Origin of the sequence: Streptomyces sp. HUAS 31 (genome assembly GCF_028198125.1) — a bacterium.
In the GTDB taxonomy this organism is placed as follows: Bacteria; Actinomycetota; Actinomycetes; order Streptomycetales; family Streptomycetaceae; genus Streptomyces; species Streptomyces chartreusis.
Genome location: NZ_CP116353.1, coordinates 7,597,171 through 7,609,756 on the forward strand (window position 1 = coordinate 7,597,171; position 12,586 = coordinate 7,609,756).

Below are 12,586 nucleotides of genomic sequence, written 5' to 3' on the forward strand. Positions count from 1 at the left end.
CCCTTCCGTCGTCACGAAGGTGGTGCGGTACGGCTCCTTGCGGGGGTGGTGCGTTTTGCGGCAGTCCTCTGGCCCACGGTCTGCAGGGCTCCTTCGAGCGCGAAGGTCGCCGCGCCCAGGCACACCGGGTCGGTGGGGATGGCGGAGAGGACGATCTCGGTGGCGGCCAGCGGCCGCCTCAGCGCGTGCCGGGCCACGGCCTCGCGCACCTCGTGCAGCAGCGGTTCGCCGAGCGCGGCGGCGACCCAGCTGCTCAGCACGACGACTTCGGGGTTGAACAGGTTCACCAGATCGGCGATCCCGGCGCCCAGATAGCGGGCCGTGTCCCGGACCACCTTCAGTGCCACCGGGTCCTGCGCCGCGACACCGCGGGCCAGCGCGTCGATCGTCGCCGTCTGGTCGTCCGGGTGCAGCAGCGCGCTCTCGGCGGCCAGCTCCCGCAGGTTCACCATGATTCCGGGCGCGCCGACATACGTCTCGACACAGCCGTGGTTGCCGCAGTGGCACAGCCGCCCGTCCAGCACGAGCGTCGTATGACCCCACTCGCCCGCGCTGTTGCTCACGCCCCGGTGCAGCCCGCCGCCGAGCAGGAGGCCCGCGCCCACGCCGGTGCCGAGGTTGACCACCACGGCGTCGCCGCGACCGCGCGCCGCCCCGAACCACAGCTCGGCCACCGCGCTCGCGCGCAGCGGGTTGTCCATGTACAGCGGGTAGGCGATGTGCTCGGCGAGCAGATCGAGCAACGGCACGTCGTGCCAGTCCCAGTTGGGCGCGTACTCGGCGACACCGGTGTCCCGGTCCACCTGCCCCGGCACGCTCACCCCGACGCCGAGCACCCGGGCGCCCTCCACCCCGGCCTGCGCGACCACCGAGCCGACGGCGGCGGCGACATGGCCGACGACCTGCTCGGGGCGGCTCTCGCCGGGGCGCATGTCCTCGTCGGCGCGGGCCAGGACGTTCAGCGCGAGATCGAACAGCTCGACCCGGACGTACGTCTCCGCGATGTCGACGCCGATCAGCGCGCCCCCGGAGGCGTTGACCGCCACGAGCCCGCGGGGACGGCCGCCCGCCGAGTCCTCGAACCCGACCTCCGTGATCATCCTCAGGTCGAGCAGCTCGCCCACGAGCGTGGCGACCGTGGCGAGACTGAGTCCGGTGGCGGCCGCCAGCTCCTGCCTGGAGGTGGGTGACGCGGCGATGATCTGGCGCAGCACCTCGTAGCGGTTCGCCGTGCGGATGTCGCGTGATGTGCGCTTCACCGGGTGCCCCCGTCCCTTCGCTCCGGCCGGGTCGTCGTCGGCACCGGCGCGGCGCAAGGCTATGGTGTGCGGCGGACTTTCGACAAGGGGTTAGGAAAGGGGCTGTAGAAAGTCTTTCCGCTGGAAGCACCAGGTGTGGGGGGACTGGCGGGTATCAATCGCCGTCAGGCGCCGAGGATATCCCGCACGAACGCGTTGGCGAACTTCCCCTCCGGATCCAGCTCCCGCGCCAGCGCCCGGAAGTCGGCCAGCCTCGGATACCGCGCCCGCACGACCTCCGCCGGCAGCGCGAACACCTTGCCCCAGTGCGGCCGGGGCTCGAAGCCGGCCAGCGCCTCCTCCAACCGCCGCACCACCGGCAGCACGGCGGCCGTGTCCTCGACCCATGTGAAGTGCAGGGCCACCGTGTCCCGTCCGTAGGCCGGGCTGAGCCACTGCCCGTCGGCCGCGACCAGGCGCACCTCGCAGGTCTGGAGCACGGGGGAGACCGTCGCCCGGATCGCGTCGATCGCGTGCAGCGCGGCCAGGGCGTGCTCGCGCGGCAGCAGATACTCCGACTGGATCTCCGCCCCGCTGCTCGGTGTGAAGTCCGCCCTGAAGTGCGGCAGTCGCTCGTGCCACGGCCCCGGCACCCCGAACTGCTCCGTGCAGTTGACCGCCGGCATCCCCGGCACCGGGTGCAGCTTCTCGGTGGCGGGCGCGGCCCAGGGGAAGTCCGGCAGCGGCTGGTCGGTGCGCCGCTTGAGCCACACCTGCCGGAAGCCGGGCGCGCCCCAGTCGGTGAACATGCTCACGCTGTACGCCGACGACATCACCGTCTCGAACGCCGCCATGTCCAGCCCGTCCAGCGGCAGTTCGGTGAACAGGTGCTGCTCGACGTCGAAGGACGGCTCCAGGTCCAGGGTCAGCGCCGTGACGACTCCGAGGGCGCCCAGCGAGGTGACTGCACCGCCGAACCGCCGGTCCTCGCGGCCGACGGTCACGACCGACCCGTCCGCCGTGACCAGCTCCACCTCCCGCACCGAGGTGGCCAGCGAGCCGTTGCCGATCCCCGAGCCGTGGGTGCCGGTGGCGACCGAGCCGGCCACCGAGATGTGCGGCAGGGACGCCATGTTGGGCAGCGCGAGGCCGTGCGCGTACACCGTGCGGGCGAGTTCGGCGTAGCGCACGCCGCCGGAGACCCGCACCGTACGGGCCGCCCGGTCGACGTCGATCACCGGAGGCAGATCGGCGATCGACAGCAGCACACCCTCGGGGCCCGGATCGGCGATCTCGTTGAAGGAGTGCCCGCTGCCCAGCACCCGCACCCGGGCGCTCCCCGCCACCAGCGAGCCGATCGCGCCGACCGCGTAGGGCCGGTGCAGCTCCTTGGCGGTGTAGGTGATGTTGCCCGCCCAGTTGGTGATCGTCTCCGTCATGCCCGCCGTCCTCCAGGGTGAGTGCCTGCGCGTTGACCCTCTCATCCGCGGCTGCCTACCGTAGAGACCGTTTTCCACGGCCACCACACCCGCCCCATTCGGCCGTCCCCTCCCACCCCACCTCGCCGAGCCGGAGGCCCGTCCTTGACCGAGCGGCCGCACGCCCTGTTCGCCATGTCCGCCGAGAACGTGCCGCTGGTCTTCCCGCCGGGAGTGCTGGCGCGCCTGCGGGAGTCGCTGGACATCGACCCCGGCCTGGTGGCCGAGGACTTCACCGACCCGCGCATCGCGGACTCCCTCGCCCGCGCCGAGATCCTGGTCACCGGCTGGGGCTGCCCCCGCCTCGAACCGGCCGTCCTCGACGCCGCCCCGAAGCTGCGCGCGGTGTTGCACGCGGCCGGCTCCGTCAAGGGCCTCGCCACTCCCGAGCTGTGGCGGCGGGGCATCTCGGTCAGCTCGGCGGCCCTTGCCAACGCCGTGCCGGTCGCCGAGTACACGCTCGCCGTGATCCTGCTCGCCGGCAAGGACCTCTTCGCCGCCCGCGACCGGCTGCGCACCGAACGCGTCTTCCCCGGCTGGGGCCTGGTCCCCGGCATCGGCAACCACGGCCGCCGGGTCGGCGTCATCGGGGCCTCGCGCATCGGCCGCAGGCTGATCGAGCTGCTGCGCCCCTTCGAGATGGTCCCCGCGCTCAGCGACCCCTACGTCGACACGGCGGGCGCCGCCGCCCTCGGCGTGCCCCTGCTCCCGCTGGACGACCTGCTGCGCACGTCCGACGTCGTCACGATCCACGCCCCCGACACCCCCGAGACCCGCCACCTCATCGGCGCCCGCGAGCTGGCCCTGATGCCCGACGGGGCGGTCCTGGTCAACACCGCGCGCGGCGCCCTGCTCGACCACGAGGCCCTGATCGCCGAACTGCGCACCGGCCGCCTCTCCGCGATCCTCGACGTCACCGACCCCGAGCCCCTGCCCGCCGACTCGCCCCTGTACGACCTGCCGAACGCGGTCGTCACCCCGCACCTCGCCGGCTCCCAGGGCAACGAGGCCGCCCGTCTGGGCCTCGCGGTCACTGAGGAGGCCGAACGGCTGGTCGCGGGCGAGGAGCTCGCGCACCCGGTCGACCCGATGGCGCTCGCGCGGGAGGCGTAGGGCGGGCCCCGGCGATCCGGAGGATGCCTGACACATACACCCAGGAGGGGACCCGATGCGGTCCCGGCTCCGGTGGGGGCATACCGTGAGGAGTCGTACGCCAGAGAGCCTGTGTCATGTCCCCGGCCGGGCGCGCGGCGCTGATCCGACCGGGAACATGACACAGGCTCTGAGCCGGGAGGAGATTACGGATGGGCAGCCGCACCGCACTGGTCGAGGATCTGATGGAGCGATTCCCGCACGTTCCGCGGGAAGCCGTCTTCAAGGAGGACCTGCTCCGGGGCGGCGTCGCGTTCGACCCGTCGGCCCTCAGCGACAACGAGGGCGGCGAGGTCAAGCCGAAGTCGTACTTCATCTTCTCCTTCGACCACGGGACCCTGCCGGAGCTCGGCGAGGCCGCCCTGCGGCGCCCGCCGGAGGAGATCATCCTCACCGGCGGGCCGTACGACCTGCGCCGCACCGTCGTCTCCGTGCGCGTGAACCCGGCCTCGCCCTACCGGGTGGCCGCCGACGAGCACGGCGTGCTCGGCCTCTACCTGGACGGCAAGCGCATCTCGGACGTCGGCGTGCCGCCCATGCCCGAGTACTACCGGCACACCCTCTCCAACGGGAAGTCGGTGATGGAGGTCGCGCCGACCATCCAGTGGGGCTACCTGATCTACCTCACCGTCTTCCGGGTCTGCCAGTACTTCGGCGCCAAGGAGGAGTGCCAGTACTGCGACATCAACCACAACTGGCGCCAGCACAAGGCGGCCGGGCGGCCGTACACGGGTGTGAAGGACGTCGACGAGGTCCTGGAGGCGCTGGAGATCATCAACCGGTACGACACCGCGAAGGCGTCGACCGCGTACACGCTCACGGGCGGCGCCATCACCTCGAAGCTCCAGGGCCGCGACGAGGCCGACTTCTACGGCATGTACGCCAAGGCCATCGAGGAGCACTTCCCGGGCCGCTGGATCGGCAAGGTCGTCGCCCAGGCGCTGCCCAAGGACGACGTCCAGCGCTTCAAGGACTACGGCGTGCAGATCTACCACCCCAACTACGAGGTGTGGGACGAGTACCTGTTCAAGATGTACTGCCCGGGCAAGGAGCGGTACGTCGGCCGGGACGAGTGGCACAAGCGGATCCTGGACTCCGCGGACGTCTTCGGCGCGCGCAACGTGATCCCCAACTTCGTGGCCGGCGTGGAGATGGCCGAGCCCTTCGGCTTCAAGACGGTCGACGAGGCCATCGACTCCACCACCGAGGGCCTGCGCTTCTTCATGTCCAACGGCATCACGCCCCGATTCACCACCTGGTGCCCCGAGCCGACGACCCCGCTCGGCAAGGCCAACCCGCACGGTGCGCCGCTGGAGTACCACATCCGGCTGCTCCAGGCCTATCGCCAGACCATGGAGGACTTCGGTCTGTCCTCGCCCCCCGGGTACGGTCCGCCCGGACCCGGCAACGCGGTGTTCTCGGTGAGTTCGTTCATGGACAGCCTCCCGGCGCAGGAGCCGGCGACGACAGAGACTCCGTCGGCGGTCTAGTCGGGGCGGCGCGGATGCCGGTATAGGTGAGACGGACGGGGCTCGCGTCCGTACCTGTGGCTGGAGTTGCCGGTCCACCACGGTCTGTCATGACATCTGAACACGGCGCTTGTCAGTTGTGTTGAAAACGTGAAAGGGTCATGTCCCGCCGCGAGGGTCCCCCCAACTCCATTGCCAATATGGCGAGTTGACCTCGCATGTGGATGCAGGAGACTCATGCCCGACCTGCCGACCCCTCAGGATGCCACCGAGGCCGCGCTGTTCTCCGAGTGCTGGGACGCCGTGCTGTCGTACGCCGACCTGTGCACGGCCGGGTCCTCGGCGGCCAGGCAACTGGCCGCCGAGGCGTTTTCCGCCGGCATACGTGAGGCCCGCGAGGCCGAGGCCATAACCTTCCGCAGCGCGGGCCGCCGCCCCGCCCGCCTGCCCCGGATCCCCCTCCTGCTGACCGCCGTACGCAACACGGCGGCCGCCTGGGAGGAGAGCGGGCAGGGCCACAAGCTGGACCCCGACCTGCGCCTGTGGCTCAACTCCGACAAGGCCGCCCGCTTCGCCGGACCCCCGCTCCAGCGCCCGCTCGCGCTGCGCGGACTGCGCGACATGCAGGAACCGGACGCGGCACTGCTGTGGCTGGCCGAGGTGGAGGCGCTGCCGCAGGCCGTCGTGGCCCGCCGGCTCGGCCTCGACCCGGCCACCCTCGCCGAGGAACTCACCCAGGTTCGCGGCGTGTTCCGGGACCGCAGCCGGCGCAACCACCTCGACACCCCGATGGACGCGCAGTGCCGCAGCTACGCCCGCCTCCTCGACGCCGTCACCCGCTCCACCGCCGCCGACACCCCCGGCGACCTCTCCCGCCACCTCGCCACCTGCGTCAACTGCGCCGAGGCCGCCGCCTGTCTGCGGCTGCACGGCGGCGGGCTGCCCGGGGCGCTGGCCGGCGGAGTGATCGGCTGGGGCGGCCTCGCCTACCTGGAGCGCCGCCGCCGGGCCGCCGAGGTGCGCCTGGGCGCCGGACGCCCCGAAGCGGCGGACGCGGACGCGGGACCGCCGAACCCCGGCGCGCACAAGGCCCGCGTCGTGCGCAACGGCCTGCTCGTCGCCGCCGTCCTGGTCTCCGCGCTCGCCCTCGCGGTGTCGATGATGCCGGGCGGCACCGGTGACGGCACCGCGGCGGGCGGGGAGACCTCCGACCGCCGGCCGGTCGCCGACCCCGGCTTCTCCCTGCCGGTCACGGCCGCCACCCAGTCGCCCACCGACTCCGCGGAGCCGTCGCGGAGCGCCCCGCACGAGGACTCGCCCGAGCCGAAGAACCCCAAGCCCGAACCCCAGGGCACCCAGTCCTCCACGGCCCGCGAGGACGACCCGGAACCGTCCCCGAGCGCGGCCCCGGCCTGCGAGGTCGTCTACGACCTCGTCAACGAATGGCCCGACGGCTTCCAGGCCACCGTCACCGTCACCACCGAGGAGGCCCTGGACGACTGGCGCGTCGGCTGGTCCTTCCACGACGGCCAGACCGTCGGCCAGATGTGGGACGCGAACTTCGCCCAGAACGGCTCCCGGATCACCGCCGAGGCCGCCGACTACAACCGCACGGTCCCCGCCGGCGGCTCGCTGGCCTTCGGGTTCATCGCCTCCTGGGAGGGCGAGAACTCACCGGCGGCCGACTTCACGCTCAACGGGCACGACTGCGCCTCATAATTCGGTTGACGGGCCTTCCCGGGCCCCGGCTAAAGTGACAGCGGTTCAAGGCGGTGGCCGATCGGCCACCGCAGTCGAGCGGACGTGTACGAGGAGGTGTCGACCAATGGCTGTCTTTGCGACGAGCGCTGACCGCATCCAGACCATCAAGTCCACCTCCGTGGCCGCCGGCTGAACCCAGACTTCACTTCCCTCCGCGCCTGTGCGCGCGGCTGCCGGGGCCATTCATCGTGAAGGGTCACCCGTTGACTTCCACCTCCGTTTTTCCCGCGTTGGCTCCCTACGGCTGGGACTCGGCCTGGGCCGACGCGTTCACCCCGTACGACGCCCAGGGGCTGCTGCCCGGGCGCGTCGTGCGGGTCGACCGCGGGCAGTGCGACGTCGTCACCGCCGACGGCGTCGTACGCGCCGACACGGCGTTCGTCACACCGCACGACCCGATGCGGGTCGTGTGCACGGGCGACTGGGTCGCCGTCGAACCCTCGGGCAATCCGCGTTACGTACGGACGTATCTGCCGCGCCGTACCGCGTTCGTACGCTCCACCTCCTCCAAGCGGTCCGAGGGGCAGATCCTCGCGGCCAACGTCGACCACGCGATCGTCGCCGTGTCGCTGGCCGTCGAACTCGACCTCGGCCGCATCGAGCGCTTCCTCGCCCTGGCGTGGGAGTCCGGCGCGCAGCCGGTCGTGGTCCTCACCAAGGCCGACCTCGTGCCGGACGCGGTGACGCTCGCGTACCTCGTCCAGGACGTGGAGACCACGGCGCCGGGCGTGCCGGTGCTGACCGCCAGCGCCACGCAGGGGGAGGGGCTCGACGTCCTCTCCGCGGTCGTCGGGGGCGGTACGTCCGTGCTGCTCGGGCAGTCCGGCGCGGGCAAGTCGACGCTCGCGAACGCGCTGCTCGGCGAGGACGTCATGGAGGTCCAGGCCGCGCGCGACGTCGACGGCAAGGGCCGCCACACGACCACCACCCGCAACCTCCTCGCCCTGCCCGGCGGCGGAGTGCTCATCGACACGCCGGGGCTGCGCGGCGTCGGGCTTTGGGACGCCGAGGTCGGCGTCGGCCAGGTGTTCTCGGAGATCGAGGAGCTGTCCGCACGCTGCCGCTTCCACGACTGCGCGCACGAGAGCGAACCGGGGTGCGCGGTGCGCGCCGCTGTCGACGCCGGTGAGCTGCCCGTGCGGCGGCTGGAGAGCTACCGGAAGCTGATGCGGGAGAACCAGTGGATCGTGGCCAAGACCGATGCGCGGCTGCGGGCCGAGATCAAGAAGGACTGGAAGCGGAAGGGGGCGGAGGGGCGCGCCGCCATGGCCGCGAAGCGGGGGCGGTGGCAGTAGCGCCTACAGGGGTGCCTCGTCCGTCGGCTTGCGGCTGCCGGTTCGTCGTGGCTGGTCGCGCAGTTCCCCGCGCCTCTCAAGGGCGTGGCAGGGCTGTGTCCGATTTCCGCTAGCAGTGCGTCCTCGTCCGGCGGAGACTGGACAGCGTGATGGACGGAGACAGCAGGTACGAGGCGGTTCGCAGCCGTGATGCGCGGTTCGACGGGGAGTTCTTCTTCGCCGTCGAGACGACCGGCATCTACTGCCGCCCCAGCTGCCCGGCGGTGACGCCGAAGCGGCGCAACGTGCGGTTCTTCGCGACGGCCGCCGCCGCGCAGGGCTCGGGTTTCCGGGCCTGCCGGCGGTGCCGGCCGGACGCCGTGCCGGGGTCGGCCGCGTGGAACGTGCGGGCCGATGTGGTCGGCCGGGCCGTGCGGCTGATCGGCGACGGCATCGTCGACCGGGAGGGCGTCGCCGGACTCGCCTCCCGGCTCGGCTACAGCGCCCGGCAGGTGCAGCGGCAGCTCACCGCCGAGCTCGGCGCGGGCCCGGTCGCACTCGCCCGGGCCCAGCGGGCGCACACCGCGCGGGTCCTGCTCCAGACCACCGAACTGCCGATCACGGAGATCGCCTTCGCGGCCGGATTCGCCTCGGTCCGCCAGTTCAACGACACGATCCGGGCGGTCTACGCCTCGACCCCGAGCGAGGTGCGCGCCGCCGCGCCGCGCGCCGGCCGCTCCGCCGGGCGTACGGCCACACCGTCGGCCGGCATACCCCTGCGGCTCGCCCACCGGGGCCCCTACCAGGCCGGCGCCGTCTTCGACCTGCTGGCCGAGGAGGCCGTACCCGGCATCGAGGAGGTCTCCGGCCCGGCCGGGCACCGCACCTACCGGCGCACGCTGCGGCTGCCGCACGGCACCGCCATCGTCGCGGTGGAGGAGGCGCCGGGCGACGGCGCCGGGCAGGGGCGTGCCGCCCACCCCGGCGGCTGGCTCGACGCCCGGCTCCACCTCACCGACCTCCGCGACCTGACCACCGCCGTACAGCGGCTGCGGCGACTGTTCGACCTGGACTCCGACCCGTACGCCGTCGACGAACGGCTCGGTGCCGACGCCCGGCTCGCTCCGCTGGTCGCCGCCCGGCCGGGACTGCGCTCGCCCGGCGCCGCGGACGCGGACGAACTGGCCGTACGCGCGCTGGTGGGCCCGCGGCGCGCAGAGGAACTGGTGCGCCGGTACGGCAAGGCGCTCGACGCGCCCTGCGGCAGCCTCACCCACCTCTTCCCGGAGGCGGCCGTGCTCGCCGGGGCCGAGCCTGGCGGCCCCCTGGGCGCGCTGACCGCGGCCCTCGCCGACGGTGCCGTACGGCTGGACCCGGGCGCCGACCGCGACGAGGCGCACAGTGCGCTGCTGAGCGTGCCGGGCCTGGACGCCCGGACCGTCGCCGTGATCCGCACCCGGGCCCTGGGCGACCCGGACGTCGGCCCGCCCGGCGCGGACACCCCCGACAGCTGGCGCCCCTGGCGCTCCTACGCCTTGCAACACCTGCGTGCAGCAGGGGACTTGGATCAGTGATGACGACGAACACGAGGACCTCCATGGCCGCCGACGCCACCCCCATCCCGTGGACCGAGCTCGACAGTCCGCTCGGCCCCCTGCTCCTCACCGCCGACCCCGTCACCGGCGCTCTGGCCTCGCTCTCCGTGCCGGGCCAGAAGGGCGGGCGGACCGTCCAGGACGGCCGGCGGCGCGACCCCGCGCTCTTCCGCGCGGCCGAGGAACAGCTCGCCGCCTACCTCGCCGGTGAACTCAAGGAGTTCCAGCTGGAGTTGAGTACACACGGCAGCGAGTTCCGGGAGCGGGTCTGGGCCGCCCTCGACGACGTGCCCTACGGCGCCACCACGACGTACGGCGCGATCGCCACGCGGATCGGCGCTCCCCGCGCCGCCGTGAGGGCCGTCGGCGGTGCGATCGGCGCCAACCCGCTGCTGATCGTCCGCCCCTGTCACCGGGTGATCGGCGCCGACGGCTCCCTGACCGGCTACGCGGGCGGCCTCGACCGCAAGGTGCGGCTGCTGACGCTGGAGGGCTCGCTCCAGTAGTCCACCGGCCCTCACTCGCCCTAGGCGCCCTCCAGCCCCCACCGAGGCGCCTCCCCGTTCGGCCGGACCGGCGCGATCGTCAGGTCCGGCCGGTCGCCCCGCGCCGTGATCAGCGCCGAGTTCCCCTTCGACAGGGCGATGCGGAGCGCCCCGTCACCCGCGTCGGAGTACCGCAGCGGACGACCCCTGCCGTCCCGCACCTCGACCGGTCCAGAGATGCCGTGCCGCACGACGCAGGGCGCGCGCTGCACGAACCGGTTCATCAGCCGAGGAAAGACCCGATGCCTCAGCCCCAGATCACGGCTCCCAGCCAGGCCCCCGCGATCAGCTGGCAGGTGAAAAGCTCCGCCAGCACGCTGGAGCCGCCCGAGCTCATCGCGGTCCGCAGCGCCGACTTCGCCTCGCCGTGGCTGCCCAGACGCAGCCGTTCCTCCAGATAGACACCGGCCATGAAGCCGGGGATCGAGCCGATGACGGGGATCAGGAAAAAACCCAGGAAGGATCCCGCCCCGGCGTACACGGTCATCCGGCGGCCGGCCCAGTTCGGGCGCGACCGGCGGGGCGGGAGCGCCCAGCGGACCACCTGGGACAGGAACAGCGCGACCGTGGCCCCCACCAGCACCCACCACTCGACCGGCTGGGGGTCCTTCACCGTCCACCACATCACGCCGGCCCACACCAGCCACGACCCCGGCACACCGGGCACCAGCACTCCGCAGAGGCCGAGCAGGAGGACCAGACCGACCAGCAGCAGGTCCCAGACTCCCATCTGACCAGAGTGCCGGAGCCCGCGAGAACGCGCAGATCAGCGGTGCCGCACGGGGTACGGTCCGGCGACCGCGCGGCATGTCAGCGGTGCCGTACGGGGTACGCCCCGGTGCCCGCGCCGCATGTCAGCGGTGCCGCAAGGGGTACGGTCCGGTGCCCGCGCCGCATGTCAGCGGTGCCGTACGGGGTACGGTCCGGTGCCCGCGCCGCATGTCAGCGGTGCCGCATGCAGTACACCGCGGCGCAAGGGGGACACCCTCGCGCCCCCGCACGTCAGCCCTGCCGTTCCCGCGACACCCACCCCCGCTCGTACGCGTGCCACCCCAGCTGCAGCCGGGTCGACACCCCGGTCAGCTCCATCAGCCGCTTCACCCGGCGCTGCACGGTCCGCAGCCCCAGGTCCAGCTGCTTGGCCACGCTCGCGTCGGTCAGGCCGGCCAGCAGCAGGGAGAGCACCTCCAGGTCGGTGTCGTCCGGGCCCTCTGGCTGCTGCTCGGCGACGCCGGACGTGCCGAGGCTCACCGGCAGCGCGTCCCGCCACACCGACTCGAACAGCCCGGAGAGCAGCTCCAGCAGCCCGCTCGCGTGCACGACCAGCGCGGCCGGCTCCGCGGTGTGCGAGGTCAGCGGCACCAGCGCCAGCGTCCGGTCGGCGATCACCAGCTTCGTCGGAACCTTGTCCACCACCCGCACCCGCTCCTCGCGGCCCAGCGCGGCGGACAGCTCGGTGACGCCGTGCGGCTGGTCCAGGACCGCCCGCTCCAGGACCACGCGATAGCGCACCCCGCGATCGGCGGCCTGCTCCTCGGCGTCGTTCTCCATACCGGTGACCGCGACGGGGCTGCCGGTGACCAGCGCGCACACCTCGTCGCCCGCGCCGAGCTGGAGCTGGAGGAAGCGCTGCGACACCGCTGCCGCGCCGATCACCACCTCGACCAGGTCGTGCACGGCCGTCTCGGTGGCCCCCGCCCGGTACTCCTCGGCGAGCAGCGCGGCCGCCAGTTCCGCCTTCTCCAGCTCGTGCCGCTGCTGGGTGAGCAGCGCACCCAGCGCCACCCCGGGCGGCGCGGCGACCCAGCGGCCGGGGCGGGCCGAGGACTGGGCGGCGAGCCCGTGCCGCTCCAGGCGGCGCAGGGCTCGTTCGGTGTCGTGCTCGCCGAGCGTCAGCCGTCGGGCGAGATCGGGTACGTCGGCGGCACCCGCGGACACCAGGGCCCGGTACGCCGACTCGTGCGTCTCGTCGAGACCTATCGCTCCCAGCATCGGGCCGCGTTCCTCCCCAGGTCGAACACCGGTGTCCGGTCCGTGGCGGAAAACGGCCACGGCGCAAAACCGCCTCCGCACA

General features: G+C 72.9%; 11 protein-coding genes. 6 read left to right on the plus strand and 5 right to left on the minus strand.

Going from position 1 to position 12,586, the window contains the following annotated elements:
- Positions 1–11 precede the first annotated feature (11 nt).
- Entirely contained in the window at positions 12–1,259 is a 1,248-nt protein-coding gene (locus PGH47_RS33700) for an ROK family transcriptional regulator (protein ID WP_107908366.1), read from the minus strand.
- Between the two features lie 164 nt (positions 1,260–1,423).
- Positions 1,424–2,677 carry a D-arabinono-1,4-lactone oxidase gene (locus PGH47_RS33705; RefSeq protein ID WP_271666525.1) on the minus strand — a complete coding sequence of 418 codons (1,254 nt, stop codon included), beginning with the start codon at positions 2,675–2,677 and terminating at the stop codon, positions 1,424–1,426.
- 144 nt (positions 2,678–2,821) lie between these two features.
- Here PGH47_RS33705 and PGH47_RS33710 point away from each other — a divergent pair, with 144 nt between their 5' ends.
- The 6 genes from PGH47_RS33710 (at position 2,822) to PGH47_RS33735 (ending at position 10,473) form a co-directional block, all read left to right on the plus strand.
- On the plus strand, positions 2,822–3,829 hold the full coding sequence (locus PGH47_RS33710; RefSeq protein WP_271666526.1) for a hydroxyacid dehydrogenase: 1,008 nt from the start codon (positions 2,822–2,824) through the stop codon (positions 3,827–3,829).
- Positions 3,830–4,020: 191 nt separating this feature from the next.
- Positions 4,021–5,358, plus strand: coding sequence for a radical SAM protein (locus PGH47_RS33715; RefSeq protein WP_271666527.1), 1,338 nt, complete (start codon positions 4,021–4,023; stop codon positions 5,356–5,358).
- Between the two features lie 216 nt (positions 5,359–5,574).
- Positions 5,575–7,056 carry a cellulose-binding domain-containing protein gene (locus PGH47_RS33720; protein WP_271666528.1) on the plus strand — a complete coding sequence of 494 codons (1,482 nt, stop codon included), beginning with the start codon at positions 5,575–5,577 and terminating at the stop codon, positions 7,054–7,056.
- A 245-nt stretch (positions 7,057–7,301) separates the two neighbouring features.
- On the plus strand, positions 7,302–8,393 hold the full coding sequence (rsgA, locus tag PGH47_RS33725) for a ribosome small subunit-dependent GTPase A (protein ID WP_271666529.1): 1,092 nt from the start codon (positions 7,302–7,304) through the stop codon (positions 8,391–8,393).
- 149 nt (positions 8,394–8,542) lie between these two features.
- The gene (locus tag PGH47_RS33730) at positions 8,543–9,946 is read left to right on the plus strand and encodes a DNA-3-methyladenine glycosylase 2 family protein (RefSeq protein ID WP_271668214.1); all 1,404 of its coding nucleotides are present in this window, start codon (positions 8,543–8,545) and stop codon (positions 9,944–9,946) included.
- Positions 9,946–10,473: a methylated-DNA--[protein]-cysteine S-methyltransferase gene (locus PGH47_RS33735; protein WP_376054143.1), complete on the plus strand. Its 528-nt coding sequence runs from the start codon at positions 9,946–9,948 to the stop codon at positions 10,471–10,473. Before PGH47_RS33730 ends, PGH47_RS33735 begins: the two co-directional genes overlap by 1 nt.
- Before the next feature lie 20 nt (positions 10,474–10,493).
- Here PGH47_RS33735 and PGH47_RS33740 read toward each other — a convergent pair whose 3' ends face one another.
- The 3 genes from PGH47_RS33740 to PGH47_RS33750 all read right to left on the minus strand — a co-directional run bounded on the left by PGH47_RS33740 (position 10,494) and on the right by PGH47_RS33750 (position 12,504).
- Complete coding sequence (locus PGH47_RS33740) at positions 10,494–10,736, minus strand: hypothetical protein (protein WP_271666530.1); 243 nt, start codon at positions 10,734–10,736, stop codon at positions 10,494–10,496.
- Positions 10,737–10,759: 23 nt separating this feature from the next.
- Positions 10,760–11,242 (minus strand): DUF456 domain-containing protein, encoded by a 483-nt coding sequence (locus PGH47_RS33745; protein WP_126903209.1) that lies wholly within the window; start codon positions 11,240–11,242, stop codon positions 10,760–10,762.
- Positions 11,243–11,514: 272 nt separating this feature from the next.
- Positions 11,515–12,504, minus strand: a complete 990-nt coding sequence (locus PGH47_RS33750) for a helix-turn-helix transcriptional regulator (protein ID WP_271666531.1) — start codon at positions 12,502–12,504, stop codon at positions 11,515–11,517.
- Positions 12,505–12,586 lie beyond the last annotated feature (82 nt).